The sequence below is a fragment of the Corynebacterium mycetoides genome, assembly GCF_900103625.1.
Classification (GTDB): Bacteria; Actinomycetota; Actinomycetes; order Mycobacteriales; family Mycobacteriaceae; genus Corynebacterium; species Corynebacterium mycetoides.
Map to the genome: position 1 here is coordinate 1825695 of NZ_LT629700.1, position 26174 is coordinate 1851868.

The 26174-nt window shown below is 66.7% G+C and carries 22 protein-coding genes and 1 tRNA gene; 8 read left to right on the forward strand and 15 right to left on the reverse strand.

Annotated features, from left to right (window positions below; genetic code table 11):
* Positions 1-196: 196 nt before the first annotated feature.
* A complete protein-coding gene (topA, locus tag BLS40_RS08785) occupies positions 197-3094 on the forward strand; it encodes a type I DNA topoisomerase (protein WP_456236288.1) in 2898 nt (965 codons plus the stop codon).
* A gap of 4 nt (positions 3095-3098) precedes the next feature.
* On the opposite strand, the gene BLS40_RS08790 is transcribed toward topA, so the two are convergent.
* Positions 3099-4625 carry an adenylate/guanylate cyclase domain-containing protein gene (locus tag BLS40_RS08790; protein ID WP_092151357.1) on the reverse strand — a complete coding sequence of 509 codons (1527 nt, stop codon included), beginning with the start codon at positions 4623-4625 and terminating at the stop codon, positions 3099-3101.
* 57 nt (positions 4626-4682) lie between these two features.
* Here BLS40_RS08790 and BLS40_RS08795 point away from each other — a divergent pair, with 57 nt between their 5' ends.
* Positions 4683-5882 (forward strand): DNA polymerase III subunit delta', encoded by a 1200-nt coding sequence (locus BLS40_RS08795; protein ID WP_092151358.1) that lies wholly within the window; start codon positions 4683-4685, stop codon positions 5880-5882.
* A gap of 74 nt (positions 5883-5956) precedes the next feature.
* Positions 5957-6029: transfer RNA gene (locus tag BLS40_RS08800), tRNA-Thr, on the forward strand.
* Here the strand turns inward: BLS40_RS08800 and BLS40_RS08805 are convergent.
* Positions 6029-6481 carry a DUF4442 domain-containing protein gene (locus BLS40_RS08805; RefSeq protein ID WP_092151360.1) on the reverse strand — a complete coding sequence of 151 codons (453 nt, stop codon included), beginning with the start codon at positions 6479-6481 and terminating at the stop codon, positions 6029-6031. The two genes, BLS40_RS08800 and BLS40_RS08805, sit on opposite strands and share 1 nt — an antisense overlap.
* Positions 6482-6513: 32 nt before the next feature.
* Complete coding sequence (locus BLS40_RS08810; protein WP_092151362.1) at positions 6514-8187, reverse strand: AMP-binding protein; 1674 nt, start codon at positions 8185-8187, stop codon at positions 6514-6516.
* A gap of 217 nt (positions 8188-8404) precedes the next feature.
* Between BLS40_RS08810 and BLS40_RS08815 the strand changes: the two genes are divergently transcribed.
* The 3 genes from BLS40_RS08815 to BLS40_RS08825 are packed head-to-tail and all read left to right on the forward strand — an operon-like array spanning position 8405 to position 10998.
* Positions 8405-9241 carry a GDSL-type esterase/lipase family protein gene (locus BLS40_RS08815; RefSeq protein ID WP_092151364.1) on the forward strand — a complete coding sequence of 279 codons (837 nt, stop codon included), beginning with the start codon at positions 8405-8407 and terminating at the stop codon, positions 9239-9241.
* A 33-nt stretch (positions 9242-9274) separates the two neighbouring features.
* A complete protein-coding gene (locus BLS40_RS08820) occupies positions 9275-10375 on the forward strand; it encodes an S-(hydroxymethyl)mycothiol dehydrogenase (protein ID WP_092151366.1) in 1101 nt (366 codons plus the stop codon).
* Entirely contained in the window at positions 10372-10998 is a 627-nt protein-coding gene (locus tag BLS40_RS08825) for an MBL fold metallo-hydrolase (protein ID WP_092151368.1), read from the forward strand. The genes BLS40_RS08820 and BLS40_RS08825 overlap by 4 nt, the downstream gene beginning before the upstream one ends.
* On the opposite strand, the gene BLS40_RS08830 is transcribed toward BLS40_RS08825, so the two are convergent.
* The 10 genes from BLS40_RS08830 to BLS40_RS08875 all read right to left on the reverse strand — a co-directional run bounded on the left by BLS40_RS08830 (position 10982) and on the right by BLS40_RS08875 (position 21469).
* On the reverse strand, positions 10982-11329 hold the full coding sequence (locus tag BLS40_RS08830) for a DUF2304 domain-containing protein (RefSeq protein ID WP_092151370.1): 348 nt from the start codon (positions 11327-11329) through the stop codon (positions 10982-10984). The genes BLS40_RS08825 and BLS40_RS08830 overlap by 17 nt on opposite strands.
* Positions 11326-12042, reverse strand: a complete 717-nt coding sequence (locus BLS40_RS08835) for a glycosyltransferase family 2 protein (RefSeq protein WP_092151372.1) — start codon at positions 12040-12042, stop codon at positions 11326-11328. The genes BLS40_RS08830 and BLS40_RS08835 overlap by 4 nt, the downstream gene beginning before the upstream one ends.
* Before the next feature lie 16 nt (positions 12043-12058).
* The gene (locus tag BLS40_RS08840) at positions 12059-12853 is read right to left on the reverse strand and encodes a glycosyltransferase (RefSeq protein ID WP_092151374.1); all 795 of its coding nucleotides are present in this window, start codon (positions 12851-12853) and stop codon (positions 12059-12061) included.
* Positions 12854-12874: 21 nt separating this feature from the next.
* Entirely contained in the window at positions 12875-13738 is an 864-nt protein-coding gene (gene rfbA, locus BLS40_RS08845) for a glucose-1-phosphate thymidylyltransferase RfbA (RefSeq protein WP_092151376.1), read from the reverse strand.
* 11 nt (positions 13739-13749) lie between these two features.
* Positions 13750-15069: a sugar nucleotide-binding protein gene (locus BLS40_RS08850; RefSeq protein ID WP_092152247.1), complete on the reverse strand. Its 1320-nt coding sequence runs from the start codon at positions 15067-15069 to the stop codon at positions 13750-13752.
* Between the two features lie 85 nt (positions 15070-15154).
* Positions 15155-16141 carry a dTDP-glucose 4,6-dehydratase gene (rfbB, locus tag BLS40_RS08855; protein ID WP_092151378.1) on the reverse strand — a complete coding sequence of 329 codons (987 nt, stop codon included), beginning with the start codon at positions 16139-16141 and terminating at the stop codon, positions 15155-15157.
* 11 nt (positions 16142-16152) lie between these two features.
* Positions 16153-17343 carry a hypothetical protein gene (locus tag BLS40_RS08860; RefSeq protein ID WP_172808021.1) on the reverse strand — a complete coding sequence of 397 codons (1191 nt, stop codon included), beginning with the start codon at positions 17341-17343 and terminating at the stop codon, positions 16153-16155.
* Positions 17340-18602 carry a M1 family metallopeptidase gene (locus BLS40_RS08865; RefSeq protein WP_092151382.1) on the reverse strand — a complete coding sequence of 421 codons (1263 nt, stop codon included), beginning with the start codon at positions 18600-18602 and terminating at the stop codon, positions 17340-17342. The genes BLS40_RS08860 and BLS40_RS08865 overlap by 4 nt, the downstream gene beginning before the upstream one ends.
* Before the next feature lie 90 nt (positions 18603-18692).
* Positions 18693-19844, reverse strand: coding sequence for an alpha/beta hydrolase (locus BLS40_RS08870; protein WP_092151384.1), 1152 nt, complete (start codon positions 19842-19844; stop codon positions 18693-18695).
* A 407-nt stretch (positions 19845-20251) separates the two neighbouring features.
* On the reverse strand, positions 20252-21469 hold the full coding sequence (locus BLS40_RS08875; RefSeq protein WP_231908438.1) for an alpha/beta hydrolase: 1218 nt from the start codon (positions 21467-21469) through the stop codon (positions 20252-20254).
* Positions 21470-21616: 147 nt separating this feature from the next.
* Between BLS40_RS08875 and lpdA the strand changes: the two genes are divergently transcribed.
* Positions 21617-23029 (forward strand): dihydrolipoyl dehydrogenase, encoded by a 1413-nt coding sequence (gene lpdA, locus BLS40_RS08880; protein ID WP_092151386.1) that lies wholly within the window; start codon positions 21617-21619, stop codon positions 23027-23029.
* An 87-nt stretch (positions 23030-23116) separates the two neighbouring features.
* On the opposite strand, the gene BLS40_RS08885 is transcribed toward lpdA, so the two are convergent.
* Together BLS40_RS08885 and ramB are read right to left on the reverse strand one after the other, a co-directional pair.
* On the reverse strand, positions 23117-23575 hold the full coding sequence (locus tag BLS40_RS08885; protein ID WP_092151388.1) for an SRPBCC domain-containing protein: 459 nt from the start codon (positions 23573-23575) through the stop codon (positions 23117-23119).
* A gap of 22 nt (positions 23576-23597) precedes the next feature.
* Positions 23598-25001: an acetate metabolism transcriptional regulator RamB gene (ramB, locus tag BLS40_RS08890; protein WP_092152249.1), complete on the reverse strand. Its 1404-nt coding sequence runs from the start codon at positions 24999-25001 to the stop codon at positions 23598-23600.
* A gap of 388 nt (positions 25002-25389) precedes the next feature.
* On the opposite strand from ramB, the gene BLS40_RS08895 reads away from it, so the two are divergent.
* Positions 25390-26163 carry a succinate dehydrogenase gene (locus tag BLS40_RS08895; RefSeq protein ID WP_092151390.1) on the forward strand — a complete coding sequence of 258 codons (774 nt, stop codon included), beginning with the start codon at positions 25390-25392 and terminating at the stop codon, positions 26161-26163.
* Positions 26164-26174: the final 11 nt, after the last annotated feature.

Here is a 26174-nt window from a genome sequence, read left to right on the forward strand (position 1 = left end):
CCCGAACCTCTCAGCGATTCTAGTGCGCCGGCCCCACCCGCGCGCACGGGTTGCACCCGCGGTCATATTTCTCTGATACAACTAAGAGAGTTTTATTACCGTACCGGTGGTGGCGATCCCGCCGTCGCGTCGCAGGCGTCGAGTGGACGCAAATAAGACGTTAATAATAAGGTGCGGATGAACAATGCGAAGTGAGGTGTCACTCAGCGTGGCGGACAACGGCAAAACCCTCGTCATCGTCGAGTCGGCGACGAAGGCCAAGAAGATCCAGAAGTACCTGGGAGACGACTTTATTGTCGAGGCGTCGGTCGGGCACATCCGCGATCTTCCCGGCCGCGCGGCCGATATCCCGGCGAAGTACAAGAAGGAGCCGTGGGCCAAGCTGGGCGTGAACCCGGACGCGGGGTTCGAGGCCATCTACGTGGTCAGCCCCGACAAGAAGAAGAAGGTGGCGGACCTCAAAGCGAAGCTCAAGCAGTCCGACAAGCTGCTACTCGCCACAGACCCGGACCGCGAGGGCGAGGCCATCGCGTGGCACTTGCTGGAAACGCTGAAGCCCTCGGTGCCGGTTGAACGCATGGTGTTCAACGAGATCACCGAGTCGGCGATCCGCGAGGCCGCGCGCAACACCCGCGAGCTCGACTACAACTTGGTGGACGCCCAGGAGACCCGCCGCATCCTCGACCGCCTCTACGGCTACGAGGTCAGCCCGGTGTTGTGGAAGAAGGTCATGCCGCGCTTGTCCGCGGGCCGCGTGCAGTCGGTGGCGACCCGCGTCATCGTGGAGCGCGAGCGCGAGCGCATGGCGTTCGTCTCCGCGGAGTACTGGGACGTCACCGCCACGCTTGCGGGCGAGAGCGAGTTCGACGCGAAGCTGGTCAGCGTGGATTCCCGCCGCGTCGCCCAGGGCCGCGACTTCGACGACCGGGGCCGGGTGAAGTCGAAGGACGTCTACGTTGTGGACCAGGCCGCCGCCGAGGCGCTGGCCGAGGGGCTAAAAGGCCGCGACATGCAGGTCGCGAGCGTGGAGGAGAAGCCGTATTCGCGCAAGCCCTACGCGCCGTTCATGACCTCGACGCTGCAGCAGGAGGCGGGCCGCAAGCTGCACTTCACCTCGGCGCGCACGATGCGGATCGCGCAGCGGCTCTACGAGAACGGGCACATCACCTACATGCGTACGGATTCTACCGCGCTGTCCTCGCAGGGCCTGGAAGCCGCGCGCAACGCCGCCACCGAGCTCTACGGCTCCAACTACGTCACGCCCTCCCCGCGCACGTACGCGCGGAAAGTGAAGAACTCCCAGGAGGCGCACGAGGCGATCCGCCCGGCCGGCGAACGCTTTGCCACGCCGGGGCAGCTGGCGGGCGCGCTCGATGCCGAGGAGTTCAAGCTCTACGAGCTGATCTGGCAGCGCACCGTGGCCTCCCAGATGGAGGACGCCCGGGGGATGTCGATGAAGGTGACTGTGGCGGGGCAGGCGCAGTCCGGGGAGCGGGTCGAGTTCGCCGCGACGGGCCGCACCATCACCTTCCCGGGCTGGCTGCGCGCCTACTCGGACTCCCAGGACAGCGAGACGCATCTGCCCCAGCTGGCGGAGGGCGACGCGCTGGAGGCGAGAAAGATCACCGCCGATGGGCACAGCACGAACCCGCCGGCGCGCTATACCGAGGCCAGCTTGGTCAAGAAGATGGAGGATCTCGGCATCGGCCGCCCGTCCACCTACGCCTCCATTATCAAGACCATTCAGGACCGCGGGTACGTGGTCACCCGTGGCAACGCGCTCGTGCCCACGTGGGTGGCGTTTTCCGTCATCGGGTTGATGGAGAACAACTTTGACACGTTGGTGGATTACGACTTCACCTCCTCGATGGAGGACGAGCTCGACGAGATCGCCCACGGCAACGAGAACCGCACCCAGTGGCTCACGGGCTTCTACTTCGGTGACGCCGACGCGGACGACAACATGGCCGAGGAGATCGCCCGCCGCGGTGGACTCAAGCACCTCATCGAGGCGAACCTGGAGTCTATCGACGCCCGCCAGGTCAACTCGCTGAAGCTTTTCGACGACTCCGAGGGGCGCCCCGTCAACGTCCGCGTCGGGCGCTACGGGCCCTACATTGAGCGGGAAGTGGGCACCGACGCCACCGGGGAGCCTGAGTACCAGCGCGCCAACCTCCCGGAGTCCGCCACCCCGGACGAGATCACGCTGGAGATGGCGGAGAAGCTCTTCGCCACCCCGCAGTCGGGCCGCGAGCTGGGTGTGAACCCGGACAACGGCCGCACGGTGGTGGCCAAGGAGGGCCGCTTCGGCCCGTACGTCACCGAGCTCGTGCGTGATGACGAGTTGTCCAGCGCCGAGGCGAAAGCCCTGGAAATCGTGGCCAAGGAGCGCGAGGAGGAGGACGCGCAGCGCGCCGCCGAGGGCAAGCGGGCGAAGAACTGGGAGACGAAAACGGCGGCGGCCCAGAAGGAGAAGCGGGTCGCCGAGTTGGTCGACGAGCAGCTCAAGCCCGCCACGGCCTCCCTGTTTTCCTCCATGGAGCCCGCGGAGGTGACCCTGGAGGAGGCTTTGAAGCTGCTCAGCCTGCCGCGCGAGGTGGGAGTGGACCCGGCGGACAACGAGGTCATCACCGCCCAGAACGGCCGCTACGGCCCCTACCTGAAGAAGGGGTCCGACTCCCGTTCTCTGGCGAGTGAGGAGCAGATCTTCTCCATCACGTTGGAGGAGGCGCGACGCATCTACGCGGAGCCGAAGCGCCGCGGCCGGGCCGCCGCGAAGCCCCCGCTGAAGCTGCTGGGGGACAACGACGTTTCCGGCAAGCCCATGAGCATTAAGGACGGGCGCTTCGGCCCGTACGTCACCGACGGGGTGACCAACGCGTCGCTGCAGCGCGGCGACACCCCCGAGACCGTCACGGATGAGCGCGCCAACGAGCTGCTGTCGGCCCGCCGCGCCAGGGAAGCGGAGGAAGGCGGCGCGCCGGCGAAGAAGACGGCCAAGAAAACAACCAAAAAGACAACCAAAAAGACAACCAAAAAGGCAGTGAAGAAGACCACGAAGCGCGTTGTCAAGGCGGGCAGCCGCAGGAAGTGATGCGCTAGTAGCGGTCCGCCAAGGTGGAGCGCACGGGCCGGGCGAGCTGCGTCATCTTGTTGCGGCCGCGCAGCTCGATGGACTTCATCAGTGTCCAGCGCTGCTGCTCCACCTCGTTGGCGGCGCGCAACGTCGCGGCGTTGGTGAGCACGCGCCCCGGGGTGTCCTTGGCCAGATCTGTCAGGCGCGCCGCGGCGTTGACTGCGTCGCCGATAACTGTGTACTCGAAGCGGTCAGATCCGCCGATGTGCCCGGCGACGACGTGGCCGGAGGCCACGCCGACACCGGCCTGGAGCCGCAGGTCCCGCAGCTCCTGGCGCAGTTCGCGCGCTGCCTGCAGTGCGTGGGAGGTGGCGTCGTGAAGCGCCGTGGGCGCCCCGAAGACGGCGAGCGCGGCGTCCCCCTGGAACTTGTTGATCACGCCCTTGTTGCGGTGCACGACATCGACGACGACCTCGAAAAACTCGTTGAGCGCGCTGACGACGTCCTCGGGCGAGTGGTTGACGGCGAACGTGGTGGAGCCGATGACGTCGACGAACACGACGGCAACCTTGCGGTCCTCGCCCCCGAGCTCCGGTTTTTCCTCGAGAGCGCGCTGCGCCACCTCGGTGCCCACGTAGCGGCCGAAGATGTCGCGCACCCGCTGCCGCTCGTTGAGCCCGCGCATCATCTCGTTGAAGCCGGCTTGCAGGACGCCGATCTCGGAGCCGTCGTAAATGTCCACCTGGGTGTCCGCCTCGCCCCGGCGCACCCGGTTGATTGCCGCCTGCAGCTCCTTGACGGGGTCGACCACGCCCATGATGGCGAAGATGGTGCCCACTCCTCCGGTGACCAGCGCGGTGAGGGACAACGCCGCCACCGCGGGCATGAGTTCGCCGGGGGCGTCGGTGAAAAACCCGCTGCGCTGCGCCCACACGAGCAGGAGGATGCCGCACAGGGGAATCGCGGTGGTGGTGAACCACGTCATGTACAGCCGTGTCTTGATCGGCGGCTCCAGGGTGGAGTCCTCGAAGCGTCTCGCCAGGGCGGACGCCGCGATGGGGCGCACCAGGCGCGCGGCTTGGACGTACGTGAGCAGCGCGACGACAAGGCAGGCCATCAGCGTGGACACCACGACGACGAGCGTGAGGCGGCCGCTGACGCGGGAGGTGGCGATGGTGGCAATCGCGATGCCGATGAGCCACACCGCGACCACGATGGCGGTCTGCAGCGTGGGGATGCGTAGAACCAGGTTGCGCACCATGTTTGGGTCGTGGCCCTCCGGCTCCCGCTGCCACTCCAGCACGGGCCTGAACAGGAAGAACGTCACCACAATGCCCACCACCACGGCGAAGGCGAAGTAGCTCACCCCGATCACGCCGAGTCCGCCGCCGGTCAGGGAGAGCTCTTCGACCTCTTCCATGGGCAGGAGGTAGCGGATGAACGCCATGATGGCGATGGCGCCCACGACGTTGGTGCCCAGCACGGTGGCGGCGTAGAGGGGCCACGAGGTGCCCCACAGCCACTTGAAACCGCGCCAGATTCTGTCCACGCCGTACTACCTTAATGCGATGGCGGGGCCCGCGGGGCAGGTAGTACTGTTGCATGTGTGACTGGGGTGAGCGTGAGCGAGCGCCTCGCGGACATTCCCCGCGTGCGCGAGACGGTTCTGCGGGCCGCTCAGGCCGCGCGGGGTGAGGGGGACCCCTACGCCATGTCGCACGCGTGGCTGTTCACCGGCCCTCCCGGCGCGGGGCGCTCCCACGCCGCCGTCGCGTTCGCCGCGGCGCTGGTGTGCACCAACCCGGAGGAGATCGGCTGCGGGCGCTGCGCGGCGTGCCAAGCCGTGTTCAAGGGCGCGCACACGGACGTGGAGCGCATCGAGCCCAAGGAGCTGTCGATCTCGGTGGAGACCGTCCGCGTCATAATCGGCAAGGCCTCCCGCCTGCCGACGATTGGGAAGTGGCGCGTCATCATCATCGACGAAGCCGACCGCTTTTCGACGGCCGCCGCCGACGCCTTCCTCAAGACAGTCGAAGAACCCCCCGCGTCGACGGTGATCATCCTCTGCGCGCCGTCGACCGATCCGGAGGATTTCTCCCCCACGCTGCGCTCCCGCTGCCGGCACGTCTACATCCCGGAGCCGTCGGAAAGCGAGCTGGTGCGGATCCTCACCCGGGAGGAGGGGGCGAGCGAGGATGTGGCGCGGCTCGCGGCGGCCGCCTCACTGCGCCACATCGGTCGGGCACGCCGCCTCGTGCGCGACAAGGACGCACGGGAGTTCCGCGCGCAGGTGATCAACCTGGCCGAGCTCGTGTTCCACGGCGACGAGGTGTTCAAGGCCGTTGCCACTCTGCTCAAGGCCACCGACAAGGAGGCTGTGGCCGCCCACGAATCGGGCGACGCCTTAGAGCGGGAGAAGCTGGAGCAGGCGCTCGGCGTGGGCGCGCGGGGCAAGGGGGCCGCGAAGGCGCTGCGCGGCGCGGCGGCCAGCGTCAAGGAGCTCGAGGCGCTGCAGAAGAAGCGCGGCACCCGCCGCACCCGCGACGTCCTCGACCTGGTGCTGGTGGACCTCGCCGGAATCTACCGCGACGCGCTCGTGCTGCGCACCGGCGCGACCGTGGGGCTGACCCATCCGGACTACGAGGGGCAGGCACGCGAGATCGCCCAGCAGGTCACCCCGGAGGGCCTAGTGGCCTGCCTGGACGCGATCGCGATCTGCCGCGGCAGCCTGGACCAGAACGTCACCCCCGTCATCGCCTTCAACGGGATGATCGGCCGCATCCGGCAGGCCTGCAACGTGAAATAACCTGCCGGTTTTCGTGGCGGGCGAGACCTGGGTTAAGCTAGTGCCTCGGTACAACCGCCTTGTGTGTTTGTCCGGCCACCTTAGCTCAGTCGGTAGAGCATCTCACTCGTAATGAGAAGGTCGCGAGTTCGATTCTCGCAGGTGGCTCACTTTTGTTTCCGCCGGTAGTACACCTGCCGGCGTACCGTGGCCACGGTGTCGCCCGCCTCATCGGTCACCTCGGTGTCGAACCAGTGCAGGTACTTGGACCCGTCGGCGGTTTTTTCCTTGATTAGCTCGTAGGTCTCGTCGGGGATCTCCATCACCGCGGTGATGGTGCCCGTGCCGGGTTTGAGGAACTTCACCTCGCCGGCGACGTCCCACACTGTGTACTCCTTGCCCAGGCGCGCCATCGAGGCGAGCATGAAGAAGGGGTCCGTCATGGCCATGATGGTGCCGCCGAAGGCGACGCCCGCGGCGTTCCGGGTGAGTGTGTTTACCGTGTGGGTGACCACGACGCGGGATCCGTCGTCGGTAAATTCCTTGAGACGGATTCCGGCGCCGATGAATGGCGGCCAAAAGTTCATGTAACGGCGCAGAGTTTTCGCGGAGAAGTGCATTGCCAGAGTTTAACGCCGGTTTAACGCCGCGCCTACCGCTCGTCTTCGCGTGTCGACGCCGGAAGCAGGCGCGGGACTACCTTTCCCGTCGCGTTGCGGGGCAGGTCCTCGACGAAGTTGACATCGCGGGGAATGGAGTGGTCCGCCAAGTTGTCGCGGACCCACGCGCGCACGGCGTCGGCGGTGAGCGCCCGCCCGGCGTTGTCACGCGTGGGTACCACCCATACGGCAATGCGCTGGAAGGCGTCCGCGTCATCGACGCCGCCGGAGTGGACGTCGTCGATGCCGGGCATGCGTTCAAGCGTCTCGGTGACGGATTGCGGGTGGACGTTCTCGCCGCCGACGATGATCATGTCGTCGTTGCGGCTGAGCACGTGGAGGAACCCGTCGGCGTCGAAATAGCCCAGGTCGCCCATCTCCACGAGCCCGTCGATGGTCACGATGGGGGTCTCGGGGTTGGAGTATCCCTTCAGCGCGGTCTCGTTGTTGAGGAAGATGCGCCCGACTTGGCCCCGGGCGACCTCTTTGTCGTCGTGGCCGTAGATGCGCAGGATGGTGCCTGGGGGCACGCGGCCGGCGACGGTGGGGTTCGCCGCCACGAGTTCGGGCTCGGCGCAGGCGGCGAGCGCGAGTTCGGTGGATCCGTAGTAGTTGGCCAGGATCGGGCCGAAGCGCTCGATCATGCGCTCCACGATGACGGGGGTCAGCGCGTTGCCGGCGGAGGCGATGAACTTCAGGCTGGAGGTGTCCCACTTCTCGTTGTCGGCGACGTCGAGCATCTGCTTGAAAAAGATCGGCGAGGACAACAGGCCGTCGCACCGGTAGTGGTCGATCTGGCGGAAGACGTTTTCCGGGTCGAAGACGCGCTGGGTGACAATGGTGTTGCGGGCGCCGAGCGAGACGTTGACGGCGGACCAGCCCCAGGTGTGGAACATCGACGCGGTGATCTGCATCGTCATGCCGGCGTGCCACGGCACGGCGGCGAGGTAGCCGGCCACGACTAGGGGCAGCACGGGCTCGGGTCGCAGAATGCCCTTCGGGACTCCGGAGGTGCCCGAGGACATGAGCACGATGTTGCCGTGCCGCGGGAAGGCGGGGAGTTTCGGCAGGCCCGCGTCGCCTGCCTTGATGATGCTGTCCAGGGTGTCGTCTGTGCCGTGCGCGGCGGCGGTGTGCGCCCAGACGACGTCGATGCCGTCCATCTCGTCGGGGATGCGCTCGGCGAACTCGTCGTCGATGAACAGCACGTTCACGTTGTTTTCGGCGAAGATGCCGGCGAGCTGCTCGGGTGAGGAGCCCACGTTGAGAAGGAACAGCTCGCCCCCGGCGTAGCCCTTGGCCCCCATGGGCAGGATGATGCCGCGCCCGTTGCGGGCCATCACGCCGATGCGCAGGGCGTCGAGCCGGCGTTCCTCTTTGCGCGCGAGCAGCCATCGCGCGACGGTGCGCGCCTGGTCGCGCAGCTGGCGGTAGGTGAGGACACCGTCGTCGTCGATAAGCGCGTTGCGCTGCGGGCTGACGGTTGCACCCTGCTCGATCTCCCGGGCGGTGGTGAAGCGGTACCGCGCCAGGGTGGGCACGGTCAGGGCGAGGCCGCGCGGTGTGCCTTCGACGTCGAGTACCCCCGCGCGGACGGCGGCGCGGACGAAGCGGGCGAGGGAGGTGGCGGTGAAGGCTGCGCGCTGCAGGGGGTTCAGTGGCGGCATGTGTCAACTTTCGGGGTCGCGGCGTGAGTGGACGGTTTGACAATTTGCGGGTCAAAATCATTTACATGATATCCCTAACAACGCTCGAAGTGTTGCGTATGTTACATATGTGGCTAGAGTAGCCTCTGTTGTATACGGGTGCTCTCCGCCCAGTAACGCTCGGGCTGCGCCCGGGGATTAACCCATGGAGCACGCACAACCTCAGAGGAGCCTAGACATGTCCCCACGTACCTTCCTCCGCCGCGTCGCGGCCACATGCGCAGCAGTGATCACCGCGTGCGCCGTTGCCCAGGCGCCCCAGGCGCACGCGCAGGAGCGCAACATGGTGATTTTCGGCGACTCCGTGATTGCGGACCCCAACGCGCCGCAGTGGCTCGCCGGAAAGCTGGGCCTAGATCCGCGCGGCTCCTCCAACGTGGGCACATGGTGCCCGCAGAGCCCGACCAACTGGGGCCGCCTCGCCGCCGCCAAGCTCGGTCTGCAGGCGTGGGACTACTCGTGCACCGGAACCACCACCATCTCCCGCGGCCCGCAGCTGTACACGCAGGTTGATCGCGCGCTTAACGACGGCGGGCTCAACGCCAACACAGCCCGCGTCATCATCTCGACCGGCTTCAACGACACGTACAACAACGAGGGACGCCCCGACGCTGACGTCCGGCGCGACTTTGTGAACTACATGGTTCCGCAGATCAGCCGCATCCGCGCCGCCGCGCCCAACGCCCGCATCCAGTTCGTCGGGTACCCGAAGATCACCTCCGGCGACCGCGTCTGCCTGTTCCACGTCGCCCCGAACACCTCCGACTGGACCCCGTTTCCGCAGGTGGAGCGCTGGGAAAACCAGGCGCAGTGGATGCAGGTGGATGCCGCGGTCGCGACCGGCACCGAGTTCCTCGACCTGAAGCCCTCCACGTGGGACAACAACATGTGCTCGCCGGACAGCCAGCGGATGTGGGCCGGCCTCGTCGACTTCTACGCCGGCGCGGGCAACCTGCCCATCCACGTCAACCAGCGCGGACACGAGCACGTATCCAACGTCATCGCGGCGTCCTAGCACCGTGCCGGGCGCCGGCGCTAGTCTCGGGGTATGAGTCACACAGTCCAAGGAATCGTTGCCCGAGAGAAGGGGAGCGACGTCGAGCTCGTTGACGTCGTCATTCCCGAGCCGGGGCCGCACGATGTGGTCGTGCGCGTCCAAGCCACCGGCGTGTGCCACACCGACCTCGCCTACCGCGACGGGGATATCGCGGACGAGTACCCGTTCCTTCTTGGCCACGAGACCTCCGGCATCGTCGAATCCGTCGGCTCGGACGTCTCCCACGTCGCGGAGGGCGACTTCGTGGTGCTGAACTGGCGGGCCATCTGCGGGGAGTGCCGCGCGTGCCGCAAGGGCGACGTGAAAAACTGCTTCAACACCCACAATGCCTCCAAGCGCATGACGCTGACGGACGGCACCGAGCTCACGGCCGCGCTCGGCATCGGCTCGTTCGCGGAAAAGACGCTCGTGCACGAGAAGCAGTGCACGAAGGTCAACCCCGAGGAGGATCCCGCGGCCGCGGGCCTGCTCGGCTGCGGGATCATGGCCGGGCTCGGCGCGTCTGTGAACACGGGCGCGGTACAGCGCGGCGAGTCCGTCGCCGTTTTCGGCCTCGGCGGGGTGGGCCTAGCCGCCGTGGCGGGTGCGCAGCTGGCGGGAGCGACCACGATCGTCGCGGTCGACCTGGACCAGCGCAAGTGTGACGCCGCCATCCAGCGCTTCGGCGCGACCCACGCTGTGTGCTCGAAGGGGCTGGGCGAGGACGAGGTCATCGACGCGGTGCGGGAACTCACCGGTGGCTTCGGCGCGGATGTCACCGTCGACGCGGTTGGCATCCAGCCGACGTGGCGCCAGGCGTTCTACTCGCGCGACTTCGCCGGGCGGATGGTCATGGTGGGGGTGCCCAACACGACCGACCACATCGACCTCCCCGCCATCGACGTCTACTCCCGGGGCGGGTCCATCAAGCCGGCCTGGTACGGAGACTGCCTCCCGGAGCGCGACTTCCCCGCCTACGTCGACCTGCACCTGCAGGGACGATTCCCGCTCGGGGAGTTCGTTTCCGAGCGCATCGGCATCGGCGATGTCGAGGAGGCGTTTGCCAAGATGAAGCGTGGCGACGTGCTGCGAAGCGTGGTGGAGTTCTCATGACGCTGCGGATTGAAAACGTGGTCACCTCGGGCGTGTTCCGCCTCGACGGGGGCGAGTGGGACGTGGACAACAACGTCTGGATCGTCGGCGACGACTCCGAGGTCTACATCATCGACGCCGCCCACGACGCCGAAGCCATTGCCAAGGCCGTGGGGCAGCGCACCGTCAAGGGGATTATCGCCACCCACGGCCACAACGACCACGTTGACGCCGCGCCCCTTCTGAGCACGCTTGTCGACGCCCCCGTGTACCTGCACCCCGGCGACGACATGTTATGGCTCGACGCCAACCCGGGCGAAAAGTTCCTCGAGCTTTCCGACTGCCAGGTGTTCCCGATCGCCGGCACCGAGCTGAAAGTTCTGTCGACCCCGGGCCACTCGCCCGGGTCGGTGGTGCTCTACGCCGAGGAGGCGGGCGAGCTGTTCTCCGGCGACACCCTGTTCCAGGGCGGCCCCGGCGCGACGGGGCGCTCGTACTCGTCGTTTGACACGATCATTGAGTCACTGAAGACCCGGGTCCTGGATCTGCCCGCGGAGACGATCGTGCGCACCGGGCACGGGGATCACACCACCATCGGTGAGGAAGCCCCCCACCTGGAGGAGTGGATCAGGCGCGGCCACTAGCGCCGTCGGGTGCCGTCGCGTTCTGCAGCGCGACGGCACGGGCGAGGCGCGCGTAGCGCAGTTCTTGCTCGCGGAAGCGGGTCCACGTGGAGATCGTCGTAAAGAAAAACGCGACGATGAGCACGTAGAGCATGAGGTCGGTGCCGCGGTCCACGCCGAGCCAGTTGGCCACGACAGTGACGTCGTCGGGGCGCAGGATCGCCCACACAGCGGCCACCATGAGGGCGACGAAGCCGATTTTGACCCACGCCTTGGCGTTTGCTTTTTTGCGGTTGGTGAAAAAGTAGAACGCCAGGGCGAGCGCGGCGACGAGAAGCAGGACCTGGATCACGGCAGCCTCCGTGCGACAATGCCGTCGGCCAGGATGTTGACGCCGTTGATCAGCGACTGCCCCTTGCTCATCGAGTACTCCGTGTACAGGATGTCCACCGGCTCCTCGGCCACGCGCCAGCCCTGCGTGTCAATCATGGACACGATTTCGGAGGCGTGCGACATCCCGTTCATGCGGATGTTCATTTCGTCGGCGACCTTCTTGTTAAAGGCGCGCAGCCCGTTGTGGGCGTCCGACAGGCCCAGGCGTCGTGTGCGCGGCGACAGCAGGACAACAGTCTTGAGCACCACTCGTTTGATCCAGGGGACCTGGGTGTTGTCCTGGCCGGCGAAGCGGGTCCCCACGACAATGTCGATGGGTTCCTCGCGCAGCCGGCGAACCATCTTGACCACGTCTTTTACCTGGTGCTGGCCGTCGGCGTCGAAGGTGACGAAGTACTTCGCGCCGGGCTGCGCGCGGGCGTACTCCACACCCGTCTGGATGGCCGCGCCCTGGCCAAGGTTCACGGGGTGGTTGACAAGGTGCGCGCCAGCGGCGCGGATCGCGGCGGCGGAGTTGTCCTCGGAGCCGTCGTTGACGGCGACGACGTTGGGAAACGTCTCGCGCGCGTGCTCGATGACCTCCTGGATGACCGGCCCCTCGTTGTAGCAGGGGATGACCAACCAGGTGTCAGAGAAGTCCCGGTTCTCCGGGTGGTCCTGGATATCGTCCATAGCACCGCCCACGTTACTAGCTGCGGTGGAAAAGTTGCGCGTACACGCGGGTGAGCAGCGCGGTTGGCAGCATGCGGTAGGCGGTGCGCGCCGCCAGGTTGAACCGGGCGCGCCACGGGCCGATGAGCCCGTAGGAGACCAGCCTGGCCTGCATGTCTTTTTCCGCGGCGAACATTCCCTTGCCCGTGCGCCGCGCGAACTGCGCCGGGTTGACCCGGAAGTACGTCAGGGGCTCGGGCAGGTTGTGCAGGCGCCACCCACCCGCGGCCAGGCGCGCGTAGAGGTCGTAATCCTCCATGAGGTGCACGTCCGTGTACCCGCCGACTTCCTTGACCGCCGCGGTGCGCAGCATGACGGAGGGGTTGTTGATGGGGGAGTTGATGCGCAGGTAGTCGTGCGGGTCTTCGGGGAGCCTGCGGATCGCCCCGCCGTCACCGGGTGCGTCGGCGAACTCCTCGACGGCCGTGCCCACCGCACCCGTCTCGGGGTGCGCCTCCAGGTAGGCCACCTGGGCCGCGAAGCGCTCCGGTTTGGCCACGTCGTCGCTGTCCAGCCGCGCCACATACGTCGACGTGATCGTGTCCAACCCCGCTTGCGAGGCCAGCCCGGAGCCGACGTTGCGCTCGAGCGTGACCACGCGCACCCCGCGCGCCGCAGCTACCTGGCGCACCTCGTCGGAGACGGCCCCGTCGAAAACGAGGACGATCTCGTCCGGGGGGAGGGTCTGGGCGAGAAGAGAGCCAAGAGCGAGGTCCAGCTCGTCAGCGCCGGTTCGGTGATACGCGGTGACGAGGGCAGAGAGGCTGGGCATGGGGCTGATACTAGCGCGCCCCTAGTCCCTCGCGGCGTCGATGAGGTAACGCCCGTAACCGGATTTGAGCATCGACTGGCCCAGTTCCGCAAGCGCCTCCGCGGAAATGAGTCCCTCCCGGTACGCGGCGACCTCGGGGGAGCCGATGACTGTGCCGGTGCGTTTCTGAATCACTTCGACATAGGCGCTGGCCTCGCTCATGGAATCGATGGTGCCGGTGTCGAGCCAGACGTCGCCACGCTGCAGGCGGTGCACCTGGAGCGCGCCGCGGCGCAGGTACTCCTCGTTGACGGAGGTGATCTCGAGCTCACCGCGCTCGCTCGGGGTGATGGTTTTGGCGATGTCGACGACCTCGTTGTCGTAGAAGTACAGCCCGACGACGGCGTAGGGCGATTTCGGGTGGGCGGGCTTTTCCTCGATGGAGGTCGCGGTGCCGTGCTCGTCGAAGGAAACGACGCCGTAGCGCTGCGGGTCGGAGACTTCGTAGGCGAAGATGGCGCCGCCCTGGACGTCGCGGACGCCGCCGAGGATTTCTGTCAGGCCGGCGCCCTCGAAGATGTTGTCGCCGAGTACGAGCGCGACGGAGTCGTCGCCGATGAAGTCCTCACCGATGATGAAGGCCTGGGCCAAGCCTTCCGGTTTCGGCTGCACCGCGTAATGGATCATGATGCCGAATTGGGAGCCGCTGCCAAGCAGCCGCTGAAATGCGTCAGCGTCTTCGGGGGTGGTGATGACGAGGACCTCGCGGATGCCCGCGCTAATGAGGGTGCTCAGCGGGTAGTAGATCATGGGCTTGTCGTAGATCGGCATGAGCTGCTTGGAAACGGCCTTGGTGATCGGGTAGAGACGCGTGCCCGATCCGCCCGCGAGGATGATGCCCTTCATGGGTGCTCACTCTAGTGGGCGAGGTAGACGGCCAGCGCCGCCCGCCAGTTGGTCGGCGTGAACCCGGCGGCCTTAATCTTGTCCAGCGCAAGCGTCGATTCCGCCGGCCGGGGGGCCTCGGGGCCATTGAGCTCGTGGTACTGCGCCGTGGTCACGGGCGTGACGTTGGCGGGGTCGCTGCCCATCCCAATGAACACGCTCATGGCTATTTCGTCGCGGCCGACCGTGTCCCCGTCGGAGGTGATGTTGTACACCCCGTAGTCCGCGCCCGTGGAGAGCAGGTGCGCGATGCCCTTGGCCAGGTCGCTGGCGGCGGTGGGGCGGCCGCGCTGATCCGAGATGACGCTCGGGGTGGCGCCGGACTGCGCGAGCCGGGCCATGGTGGCCATGAAGTTCGCGCCCTCGCCGAACACCCAGGAGGTGCGGATGACGTAGTGGCGCGGCGCGCCCGTGGCCGCGGTTTCGCCCGCGGCTTTCGACGCGCCGTAGGCGCTCAGCGGCGAGGGCAGCTCGTCTTCGGTGTGCACCTCGACCGTGCCGTCGAAGATGTAGTCGCTGGAGACGTGGACCAGGGTCAGGTCGTGCTCGGAGGCGATGCGGGCAAGCCCCGCGACCGCGTCCGCGTTGACCGCCCACGCTGTTTTCCTGTCGGTCTCCGCACCGTTGACATCGTTGTAGGCGGCGCAGTTGATAATCGCCCGGTACTCGTTCCAATCGCGCGCCGGAGGGTGGGTGATGTCGAAGTCCTCGCGGGTGCAAAACTCGGCCTCGCGCTCGGAATAGAGTGTGCGCAGCGCCCGGCCCAGCTGGCCATTGGCCCCCGTGACGAGGATCTTGCGGGGTGGCACGGTGGGGGCGTCGACAAGCGGCGGGTGATTGAGATCCGCCTCAGATAGCTCGGCGGGCTCCAGCGGCCAGTCGATCTCGCGGTAGGAGCAGTAGGCGTACGCGCCGTTCGGGTTGTAGCGGGCGTTGACCAGGTAGGTGTATGTGGTGGCGTCCGCGAGCGCCTGGAAGCCGTTGGCCACCCCGCGCGGGACGAACACCGCGGTGTCCGGGCCGATCTCGATGCCGAACATCTCGCCGAAGGTGGCCGAACCCTCCCGCAAGTCCACCCAGGCGGCGTAAACGTGGCCCGTGGCCACCGAGACCCACTTGTCCCACGGCTCGGCGTGCATGCCGCGGGTAGCGCCGCGCCGGGCATTGAAGGAGATGTTGTTCTGCACCGGGCGTAACCGCTGGCCGGACCAGTTTTCCTTGAACCAGCCGCGGTTATCCTCGTGGAGGGTTAAGCGGTGGATCTCCAGGCCGTCGATGGGGGTGTTCTCCATGGCAGTCATACTAGGCGGTGTGTAGCGCAGCGACGTGTGCCACGTTCTTCAGCGGCGACGGCCTTGAAATCGCCGTGCCGGCTGCCTACTGTCCATTATCCGCATACCGCTTTTCGACGCCTTCTTTCACGCCCCGCCACCAGTCTTCGTGCTCGGAGTACCACGCGATGGTGTTCTCCAGTCCGGTGCGCAGGTTGGGGGCGTGCTGCGGGTGCCACCCGAGCTCACGGTTGATCTTCGTGGCGTCCATCGTGTAGCGCTGGTCGTGGCCTGGGCGGTCCGCGACGTGTTCGTAGTGCCCGCCCATCAGCTCGCAAATAAGCTCGATGATCTGCTTGTTGGTGGTGTTGCCGTTCCCGCCGCCGATGTTGTAGGTCTCGCCACTGCGGCCGCGCTCCAGGATGGCGAGCACAGCATCGTTGTGGTCGTCGACGTGGATCCAATCGCGGACCTGTTCGCCGGTGCCGTAGAGCTTGGCGGGGCGGCCGCCCAGAATGTTCGTGATTTGCCGGGGGATGAACTTCTCCACGTGCTGGTACGGCCCGTAGTTGTTGGAGCAGTTCGAGATCGTGGCATTGATGCCGAAGGAGCGGATCCAGGCGCGCACGAGGTGGTCCGAGCCGGCCTTGGTGGCCGAGTAGGGGCTCGACGGGTTGTAGGCGGTGGTTTCGGCGAACTTCTCGTCGCCGTGAAGCGGCAGGTCGCCGAAGACCTCGTCGGTGGAGATGTGGTGCAGGCGGGCCCCGAAACGCCGCACCGCCTCCAGGAGCGTGTAGGTGCCCACGACGTTGGTGTGCACGAAAGGCGATGGGTCCGCAAGCGAGTTGTCGTTGTGGGATTCCGCGGCGAAGTGGACAACGGTGTCGTTCTTAGCCACGAGCTCGGAGACTAGCGGGGCATCGGTAACCGAGCCGTGGACGAACTCCACCTCGACCCCGTCCAGGTTGGCGCGGTTTCCGGCATAGGTCAGCGCGTCGAGGACTGTGACCTCCACGTCACGGCGGGCCTTCAACATGCGCACGAAGTTGGCGCCGATGAACCCGGCGCCGCCGGTGACAAGAACCCGTTCCATAGGTTGAAACCCTACCGCCGCAGCCCGACCGCGTGCACCGCGGCGCCGGCCAGCGGGCCCGCGTAGAGCGCCGCGCACACCGAGGTGACCACACCGTAGGGCAGCGCGAAAAGCAGGACGAACGCAACAACCGTCGCTGTCACCCAGCCCGCCACGTAGACGCCGTGGCGCTCGGTCGAGAGCACGGCCACCCCGGTGATCATCAGCGCCCCCATGAACGCGGAGGCGAAGGTGAGCACGCCCAGGGTCGGTCCCGGGACGAAGAACTCCGGCTCGAAGGCGAAGCGCAGGATCGGCGGCCCGAGCAGCCAGGCCGCGGCGAAGCCGACGGCGCCGACGCCCAGCACGGCGCCGATGGGCGCGAGCAGCGCGGCGTGGATGCGCTCGCGCTGCTCCACGAAGCGCACCACCAGCGCCGACTGGAAGCGCTGCAGCGGCACGAGCACGGGGGCGCGGGTGAGCAGGACCGCGTTGATGATCGCGGCGACCGCTGTGCCCTCCCCGAAGGGGAAGGCGGCGTTAACGGCGACGGGGAAGCCGGTGATCAACGCGGCTGAGGCGCCAGAGGCGACCATGGCGGAGGCCACCCGGCGGGAAAACGCCGCGCGGTCCACGTCCAGGGCAACGCGGATGCTCGTGCGCGCGGGGCGGGAGGCGCCGAGGACGACAACCCAGCTCACCGCGCCGATCACAGTAATGATGGCGAACGCCCAGAGGGACCACCCCATGGCCCAGGCCAGGGCGGCGAGCATGAGACGGATGCCGGAATCAAGCGCGACGAGCCCGGCGTACTGGTTCCACAGCTGCGCCCCGCTGAGGATGCCGGACAGCGCGGCCTGGAACACGTAGCTGACCAGGCCGAAAGCGATCAGGGCCGTGGCAGTTGCGGGGGCCACGGGGACGACCTGGTGCATCAGCAGCAGGCCTCCGACGGCGGCACTCGCCGCCACCGCGCACGCAATGACCGCCCCTGCGCGCCACGGGTTCGCGGTGCCGCGCGCGCCGGACTCCCGGGCGCCGGCGACGGCGCGGGTGGTCTCGTGCGTTAGGCCGTCGATAAGCCCGGTCGCGGCGAAAAACAGCGACCAGAAGGCGGCGAAGTAGCGGTAGTCCGTCTCCGCGGGCAGGACGCGCTGGGCGACCCACAGGATCGCGAAGCCGCTGACCGCGGCGAAGAGCGTGGCAAACGACAGGCTCCTCACGGGCACTCCGGCAACTCGGTGCGGTGGATCCAGGCGTCGAGAACGCCGTCGACGTCCGCGCCGGGCGCGTGGGCCTTGAGCGCGTTGGCCAGGTCGAAGGGCTCAACGATGCCGTGGGCGTTTTTCGCCACGTAGTCGCGAACCGCGGCGAAGAAGGCGGCGTCGCCGACGAGGCGTCGTAACGCATGCAGCGTGATCGCGCCGCGCTTGTACACGCGGTCGTCGAACATGTCCCGCGGGCCCGGGTCCGCCAGAGTGAAGCTCTGCGGCGTGAGCTTGCGGTAGTGCTCGCGCACGAGCGTATCGACGCTCCCGCCGACGTGATCCGCCCACAGCCACTCGCAGTAGCAGGCGAAACCCTCGTTGAGCCAGATGTCGCTCCACTGCGCGATGCCCAGCGAGTTGCCGAACCACTGGTGCGCCAGCTCGTGGGCGATCAGCCGCTCCTCACCGCGCAGGTGGTTGGTGCCGAAGATGGACAACCCCTGCGCCTCCAACGGGATCTCGAGGGGATCCTCGGTGACCACGACCTCGTAGCGCTCAAACGGGTAGGGGCCGAAGGTCTCCTCGAAGAAGTCGAGCATCGCCTGCTGCTTCACAAAATCGCCGGGCTGGGCGTTGTACGGCAGCCACGCGCTCGTGTTGCGGCCGAGTTCCACGTGCGCGTACTCGCCCACCTGGACGGTGGCCAGGTACGTCGCCGTCGGCTTTGCGGTGGTGTTGGTGATCACGGTGTAGCCGCGGTCGGCGCGGATGTCGATGGAGTACGTCGCCTTCTCATCCGGGGTGTCGTCGCAGGGGAACCACGTGGGTGCCCCGTTGGGCTGGCTGGCCACCAGGGAACCGTCGGTCAGTTCCTCCCAGCCGAGCAAGCCCCACGGTGTGCGGCGCGGGCGGGGGTTGCCGCCGTAGTTGATGATCAGGTCGAACTCCTCGTCCACCGCGACGGCCTCCGCAAACGTGATGCGCAGCTTGCCGTTCGACTGCTTGAACCGGCGTACCCGGATGTCGCCGCCGGTGCGGCTGCGGGCGGTGATGCGACGCGCCACCATCGACGGCTGCAGGTCGAGGGTCATGTGGTCCACGTCGCGCCAGGTGGTCAGGGTTAGGGTGGCCGTGCCCTCGAGCCGGTTGGGGCCGACCTTGTAATCCAGGTTGAGGTCGTAATGGCGCACGTGGAACCCGAGGTTGAACTCCACGCCCGTGTAGGCGTCGAAGGTGCCGGGGACGGGAGTCGAGCGCAGCCTGTGGTTATTCATAGCCGCATCAGTGTACCCGCGGAACGAAAAGCAAACGCGCCCGCCCGCTCTCGGGGAGCTGGGGCGGGCGCGTGCTGCGCATCGGCTGTGCTACATGCCGAAGGCGGGCGCGATGGTGGTGTACCAGGACTTCTCAATGTCGTCGCGCCAGTACGGCCACGAGTGGGTGCCGACGTTGCGGAACTCGTAGGTGGCCGGAATGCCCTCATGCTCGAGCTTGGCGCGCAGGTCATGGGAGCACTTGTTGATGGCGGCCTCAATCACGCCGCCCTCGACCTGCAGCTGGGTGGAGGCGACGCTGGCGACGACCTCGGGGGCGCCCTGCCCGACCAGGAAGCCGACCTGGTCGGGGCGGCCCGCCAGGCCGGTGGCAGTGGAGATGTAGAGCGCGGTGCCGCGCAGCTTGTCTGCGTTGAGCAGGGCGTCGTTGTAGCGGTTGTACTCGCTGCCCATCGGGCCCCACATCATCTCCGGGGTCACGGTGCGGAAGTCCCCGGTTCCGGAGGCGCGGTTGACGGTCAGGCGCGCGAAGTTGTAGGCGTGCAGCGACGAGGTGGCGGCGCAGCCGGAGAAGGAGGCCGCCGCGTCGTAGAAGCCCGGGTTGTGCGTGGGCAGGACCAGCGAGGTGGTGCCGGACATGGAGAAGCCGACGATCGCCCGGCGGTCATCCGCGTCGAGGGTCTCCTCGATCGGGCCCGGGAGCTCCTTGGTCAGGAACGTCTCCCACTTCTGGGGGCCGGTGATGTAGGGGGACCGGACGTTGTCATCGACCCAGTCGGTGTAGTACGTGAACGCGCCGGCCTGCGGGATGACGACGTTGACGCCCTTGCCCTGGAAGAACTCGCGGGTGTTGTACATCTTCAGCCAGTCGGCGTCCTGCTCCGCGCCGCCGGCGCCGTTGAGCAGGTAGATGATCGGTGCGCCGGAGACGCGCTGGCCTTCTGCGTCGGTGGCGGGGATGACGGCGATGGGGATGTCGCGGTCCATCGAGGGCGAGTAGACCTTGTAGGACAGCACGTTGTGGTGGTCCACCTGCTGGGTCCACGACTGGGGCTTGTTTCCGGACACGGTCATGGTGGGATTCGCCTTGGCGTCCCACTCTTTGACTACTCCCACGGCCGCGGAGCCTGCCACCTGCTCGGCCGGGACAGCCCCGGCGTGGGCGGACGGGGCCAGCGGTGCGGCACCGAGGGTGATCGACAGCGCCGCGAGGGCGGCGAGTACGGAGCGCTTGGGGTTCATGGGAATCCTTAAACTTATCTCGAGCGTGGGGTGGACAGGGTCTATCGGGTCTATCGGTGATAACTTAGCCCACGTTTCATTGGAATTCGAACGGAAATCGCCCGGCGTTGTTACTAAAGTGAAAATTGTTGCTTACCGACGCCTCCGTCGCCGCGCATTCCCAGCCGCGGTCGGGCGCCGATTGCACACGTGTGTAACAATGAGCCCGATCTGAGCGACTCCACTTCCAGGAACCGCACCGTCTAGCGAACTAGCAAAGGAAACACAGCATGAACATCATCGAAGCACTCCAGCTCCAGATCAACGAGTTCCTCGGCCAGCTGATCCACTTCGGATCCTCCGCCTCCTCCAACCTGTCTCTGAGCCTGGGCCTCTTCTAAGCCCCGCTTCGGGGTCTAGAGCCCGGATTACAGCCCGAGCGCGGGCTTGAGCGTGGTGTCCCAGGACTTCTTCAGATCCTCGCGCCACCCTGGCCAGGAGTGGGTGCCCGTCGGGCGCAGCTCCCAGTGGGCGCCGATGCCCGCCCGGTCCAGCTTGGCCTTCAGATCGTGGGTGCAGGCGTTGACCGCGGCCTCGATCACGCCGCCCTCCACTTGCAGGGTCGCCGCATTCTGCGACGCGGCCGCAGGGCTAAACCCTCTCGCCTGCAAATACCCCGCCATGTCCGTCTCCGCGGCCAGGCCGGTCGCAGAGGACACATACAATTCAGTGCCGCGTAGGCGCTCCGCGTTCACCAGTGCGTCGTTGTACCGGTTGTAGGTGGAGCCCATCGGCCCCCAGATGTTCTCGGGCGTCAGCTCCCCCGAGCCGCGGTTAACCGTCAGGTGCGCGTACGCCCAGGGCAACGGCGTGGACGTGGCGGCGCACCCGGAGAAGGAGCCGACAGCCGCGTACTGGCCCTGGTAGTGCTGGGCCAGGAGCAGGGCGGACGTCGCCGACATGGAGAACCCGACCACGGCGCGCGTGCCGTTTGCCTGGGCGTAGGGCTCGATGGAGGCGGGGAGTTCCTCGCCGAGGAAGGTCGACCACATCTGCTTGCCGTGGTAGTAGCTGTTGGTCTCCGGCACCGATAGCCAGTTGACGTAGTAGGAGAACGCGCCCTCCATCGGGATGACCACGTTGACGTTTTCGTCCTTGAACACCTCCCACACCGTCTGGCCCGCTTGCGCGATCCAGTCTGTGTTCTGCTCTGAGCCGCCCGCGCCGTTGAGCAGGTACACGGTGGGCGCACCTGCGGTGGCCGCGGGGCGGAACGCGACCGGGATGTCGCGCTCCATGGACGCCGAGTGCACGGTGAGGGGGACAAAGCCGTAGCGCGGCGCGCTGCTGAACCACAGCTGATTGCCGCCGGTGTAGGTCGCGGGAGCGGTGAGCAGGGGCTTGACCTCGCCGGGAAGAGCCGCGGGCGGCTCCGGCATGTTGTCTGCTGCGGCCGCGTCGTCAGCCTCCGCGGGGAGATTGAGCAAGATCGCGGCGTCGGAGGGCGTCGCGTCGGCGAATTCGGGCGCCACTGCACCGTCGGCCGTCTCGGCCGAGATCGGGCTGGTTGTCAACGCGGACGGGACGGCCACTGCCGTCAGGGCGGTCAGCGCCGCCGCCGCGACGCTGGTGCGGGAGAGCTTCACGGGTTGCTCGCTTTCTTATCGGTTTTCGCTCGGGTTACCCCAGGATTTCCATGATCTTGCCAGATCCCGCACAAATTTCACGTCGAGCGGGCCGGCCCGCACGCCCTGAGCGGACACGGCGCCGAAACTCCACGTATCCTGAGGGACGTGAGTAACGAACATTATGACGTTGTTGTCCTCGGCGCGGGCCCCGGTGGCTACGTTGCCGCTATCCGCGCAGCACAGCTCGGCAAAAGCGTAGCTGTCATAGAGAAGCAGTACTGGGGAGGTGTGTGCCTGAACGTGGGCTGCATCCCCTCGAAGTCACTGATCAAGAACGCCGAAGTGGCCCACATTTTTAAGCACGATGCCAAGACCTTCGGCATCAAGGGTGACGTCGAGTTCGACTACGCAGACGCCCACCAGCGCTCCCGGAAGGTCTCCGAGAGGATCGTCGGCGGCGTGCATTACCTGATGAAGAAGAACAAGATCACCGAGATCAACGGCCTGGGCACCTTCAAGGACGGCAAGACCATCGAGGTCACCGAGGGCGATGACAAGGGCAAGGTGGTCACCTTCGACAACTGCATCATCGCCACCGGCTCCGTGGTCCGCTCCCTGCCGGGCATTGAGCTGTCCGACAACGTCGTCTCCTACGAGGAGCAGATCCTTAACCCCGAGGCGCCGCAGAAGATGGTCATCGTCGGCGCGGGCGCCATCGGCATGGAGTTCGCCTACGTGCTGTCCAACTACGGCGTCGACGTCACCGTCGTCGAGTACATGGACCGGGTCCTGCCGAACGAGGACAAGGACGTGTCCAAGGAGATCACCCGCGCCTACAAGAAGCTCGGCGTGAAGCTTCTCACCGGCCACGCCACCACCGCTGTGCGCGACAACGGCGACTCGGTCGAGGTCGACATCAAGAAGAACGGCTCGGACGACACACAGACCCTCACCGTGGACCGCGTCATGATCTCCGTCGGCTTCGCCCCGCGCGTCGAGGGCTTCGGCCTCGAGAACACCGGCGTGGAACTCACCGAGCGCGGCGCCATCAACGTCGACGATCACCTGCGCACCAACGTCGAGGGCATCTACGCCATCGGCGACGTCACCGCCAAGCTCCAGCTCGCGCACGTCGCCGAGACCCAGGGCATCATCGCCGCAGAGACCATCGCCGGCGCCGAGACCCTCGAGATCGAGGACTACATGATGACCCCGCGCGCGACCTTCTGCAACCCGCAGGTCGCGTCCATGGGGTACACCGAGGAGCAGGCCCGCAAGAACTGGCCGGACCGCGACATCAAGGTCGCCGTCTTCCCCTTCACCGCCAGCGGCAAGGCCGTCGGCCTGGCGGAGACCGAGGGCTTTGCCAAACTGATCACCGACGGCGAGTACGGCGAGATCCTCGGCTGCCACATCGTGGGCGCGAACGCGTCCGAGCTGCTGCCGGAGGTCACGCTGGCCCAGCGCTTCGACCTCACCGCCGGCGAGATCGCGCGCAACATCCACATCCACCCGACGCTGTCCGAGGCACTCAAGGAGATCGCCCACGGCGTCGAGGGCCACATGATCAACCTCTAGCCTCCGCTTAGCGACGTAAAAAGGGGCCCACCTGGCGGTGGGCCCCTTTTGTGGCGCCTCGGGAACTCCGGGCGCCGTCCTTATTCCTTATGCTCCGGAGACTGCCGCGGCGACGGCGTCGAGGCCGGTCTCGAGGAAATCATCGTTGAACTGCTCGGAGAAGGAGCGGACCTGCTCGTTTTCGATCTCGGAGCGGTCGTACGTCAGCTTGACGCGGGTTGCGTCGGGGCCTTCCGGCTCGAGCTCGTAGAGCCACTTGGCGCCGACCTCGGCGCCGGAGGTGGTGTTCTTCGTGTTCTTCCAGCCCACGACCTTGTTCTCCTGGAGAGCGAAGACCTCGTTGCGGGTCTGGTAGTCGCCGTTCTCGTTCTTCATGTTCATGGTAAAGGTGTCGCCGACGGCCTTGAAGCGCTCGCCCTGGTCGAGAGAGACAACCATTCCGGAGTTGTCGGTTTCCACGTGGCGCTGCGGGTTGGTAAGCAAGTCGTAGATCGCCTCTGCGCTTGCGTCGATGGTACGGGTTGCTGAGTTAGTTGAGTTAGCCATGCCACCAAGCGTAGAGATTTTTTCAGTACGGGGCGATGGAGGTCGTGTGCGGATCCACCGTGATGCCGTGCTGGATGGACGGGAACGCGCGCTGCGCGCACCCCTGCCTCGGGCACACGCGGCAGCCGGCGCCGATGGGCGTCGCCTGCGAGACGTCGTCAAGCGCCATGCCCTCGGCGTAGATCGTGCGCTCCGCGTGCCGCGTCTCGCAGCCGAGGCCGATGGCGAAGAGCTTCTCCGTCTCACGGAAGTGGAAGCGGTGGTGGCGCACCGTGCGCGCGATCCACAGGTAGGCGCGCCCGTCGGGCATCGCGGCGTGCTGGCGCACGGTCTCGCCCGGCCGCGTGAAGGATTCGTAGATGCCCCACAGCGGGCAGGTGCCGCCCGAGGTGGAGAAATGGTAACCGGTGGCAGACTGCCGCTTCGAGATGTTGCCCGCCCGGTCGACCCGCACGAACGTGAACGGCACGCCCCGCATGTTCGCGCGCTGCAGGGTAGACAGGCGGCTGGCAACCGTCTCGTATCCCACTCCGAAGACGTGGCACAGGTAATCCACGTCGTAGCCGCCGCGCTCGGCTTCCTCGTGCACCATGGAGTAGGGCAGGAGTGTGGCGGCGGCGAAGTAGGCGGCGATGCCGCGCTTCGCCAGGTTCACCGAGGTCTCGGAGGTGAATGGCTCGGCGGCCACGTGGGCGTCGATAAGCGAGCCCGCTTCGAGGAAGCTCAAAGCCGAGGCTAGCCGGAAGGCGCGCTGGCCAGAGGAGAGGATGGGGGACAGCGACAGGACGCCGGACTCGAGGTCGAGGTGGTGGAGCACCCCGCTTTCCGACGGACTGGTGCGCACGTCCACCCCGTGCTCGTCGGCGAGATAGGTGGCGAGCGCGCGCTCGGTGGCATGGATGCCGAAGCGCTCGACCCCGAGCCGCCCCGCCAAAGCCTCGGCGGTGTGGTCGATGTCGTCGAGGTAGTTCTGGCGCGAGTAGAAGAAGTCGCGCACCTCGTCGTGCGGCATGGTGAGCGTCTCGTGGCTGGACACCCGCGAATCCAGGGCCAGCGTGAGCTTGTCGCGGGCGTTGGAGTAGCGGCGGTGCATCTCCACCACCGATCGAGCGATGGCCGGGTGGCGGTAGATCAGCTCCGAGAGCTCCTGCAGCTCGACGCTCGGCGCACCCAGCTCCTGGTCGGCGACGACGTCTTTGAGCTCGGCGAGCAGGCGGGAATCGTCGTCGCGGGAGAAGAACGTGGCGTCGACGCCGAACGCCTCCGTGATGCGCTTGAGCACGGGCACCGTGAGCGGCCGCACGTCGTGCTCGATCTGGTTGACGTAGCTCGCGGACAGTTCGAGCGTGGCGGCCAGGGAGGCCTGGCTCAGGTTGCGCTCGCGCCGCAGCTGGCGCAGCCGCGAGCCCACGTAGGTCTTGGACATGGCCCACATTTAACCATCTTGTTAAGCCGCTTGTTAAGCCGTTTGTTAAGCCGCGTGTAAGCACCCGTGAGGATCCGGGTGGGCGCATGAACAATCAAAAGTTTGACACCCTTCGGGGTGGCACCGGAGGGGCTGCGGACACTCTCCGTGAAAGACGTGTCGAAGCTCACAATCCCGCGGCACCGTACGGGTCGGGCGTTACCAAAGTGCTGGATGTGAAGGTGAGAGCCCCTGGCAGCGGGAACGCCCCCGGCCCGCCGCCGCCCCGCGCAGGAGACTGATTCCGCCGGTCGGCCTGCGTGGCCCGGCCAGGCGGGCCGGCGGGCGGGGCGATAAGTGGGTAAAGGACCGATCCATTTCGTAGAGTAATACCGACACTGGAGGTGCCATGACTGTACAAAACGCAGACCGTGACGCAATTCGCCACGGAAAAATTACTGAAGCGCCGCTGCGCGAGCGGCCGTCCGTCCCCACCTGGGCAGTGAAGATGATCATGGCCGTCACCGGCCTGATCTTCGGCCTATACGTTCTCGGCCACATGGTCGGAAACCTCAAGATCTTCATGCCGCTCCACAGCAACGGCGTGGCCCCGATCGACGAGTACGGCCACTTCCTCCGCACGATGGGCGAGCCGATCTTCCCTTACGCGGGACTGCTCTGGATCATCCGCATCGTGCTGCTCGTAGCGCTCGTGCTCCACGTCTGGGGCGCGTTCACGCTGCGCGGCCGCTCTTCGAAGTCCCGTGGCAAGTTCAGGCGCACGAACCTGATGGGCGGCTGGCAGTCCACCGCGACGCGCTCGATGCTCATTACCGGCGTCATCCTGTTGCTGTTCCTGATCTTCCACCTGCTCGACCTGACCTTCGGCCAGGTCGTGGCATCCGACGAGTTCGTCCACGGCGCCGTGCGCAACAACATGCTCGCCACCTTCGCCCCGGGCCGCTGGTGGGTGGTCGCTGTCTACGTGATTGCCAACCTCGCCCTGCTTCTCCACCTCACCCACGGCATCTACCTCGCCGTCTCCGACCTGGGTTGGCTGGGCAAGCGCGGCCACGCCATCATGGTGATCCTCGGCTACATCCTCCCGGCGATCGTGGTGATCGGCAACATCGCCATGCCGGTGGCGATCTCACTCGGCTGGGTCCCCGGCTTAACACGGTAACGGCGAACTAG

Excerpts from the sequence above, each read along its gene's own strand:
- BLS40_RS08835 (WP_092151372.1), bottom strand. The coding sequence starts at position 12,042 with ATGGACGATATCCAGGACCACCCGGAGAACCGGGACTTCTCTGACACC.
- BLS40_RS08870 (WP_092151384.1), bottom strand. The coding sequence starts at position 19,844 with ATGAACCCCAAGCGCTCCGTACTCGCCGCCCTCGCGGCGCTGTCGATC.
- BLS40_RS08885 (WP_092151388.1), bottom strand. The coding sequence starts at position 23,575 with ATGGCTAACTCAACTAACTCAGCAACCCGTACCATCGACGCAAGCGCA.
- BLS40_RS08820 (WP_092151366.1), top strand. The coding sequence starts at position 9,275 with ATGAGTCACACAGTCCAAGGAATCGTTGCCCGAGAGAAGGGGAGCGAC.
- BLS40_RS08850 (WP_092152247.1), bottom strand. The coding sequence starts at position 15,069 with ATGGAGAACACCCCCATCGACGGCCTGGAGATCCACCGCTTAACCCTC.
- ramB (WP_092152249.1), bottom strand. The coding sequence starts at position 25,001 with ATGTCCAAGACCTACGTGGGCTCGCGGCTGCGCCAGCTGCGGCGCGAG.
- BLS40_RS08805 (WP_092151360.1), bottom strand. The coding sequence starts at position 6,481 with ATGCACTTCTCCGCGAAAACTCTGCGCCGTTACATGAACTTTTGGCCG.
- BLS40_RS08840 (WP_092151374.1), bottom strand. The coding sequence starts at position 12,853 with ATGCCCAGCCTCTCTGCCCTCGTCACCGCGTATCACCGAACCGGCGCT.
- BLS40_RS08865 (WP_092151382.1), bottom strand. The coding sequence starts at position 18,602 with ATGAATAACCACAGGCTGCGCTCGACTCCCGTCCCCGGCACCTTCGAC.
- rfbB (WP_092151378.1), bottom strand. The coding sequence starts at position 16,141 with ATGGAACGGGTTCTTGTCACCGGCGGCGCCGGGTTCATCGGCGCCAAC.
- rfbA (WP_092151376.1), bottom strand. The coding sequence starts at position 13,738 with ATGAAGGGCATCATCCTCGCGGGCGGATCGGGCACGCGTCTCTACCCG.
- BLS40_RS08810 (WP_092151362.1), bottom strand. The coding sequence starts at position 8,187 with ATGCCGCCACTGAACCCCCTGCAGCGCGCAGCCTTCACCGCCACCTCC.
- BLS40_RS08895 (WP_092151390.1), top strand. The coding sequence starts at position 25,390 with ATGACTGTACAAAACGCAGACCGTGACGCAATTCGCCACGGAAAAATT.
- BLS40_RS08825 (WP_092151368.1), top strand. The coding sequence starts at position 10,372 with ATGACGCTGCGGATTGAAAACGTGGTCACCTCGGGCGTGTTCCGCCTC.
- BLS40_RS08815 (WP_092151364.1), top strand. The coding sequence starts at position 8,405 with ATGTCCCCACGTACCTTCCTCCGCCGCGTCGCGGCCACATGCGCAGCA.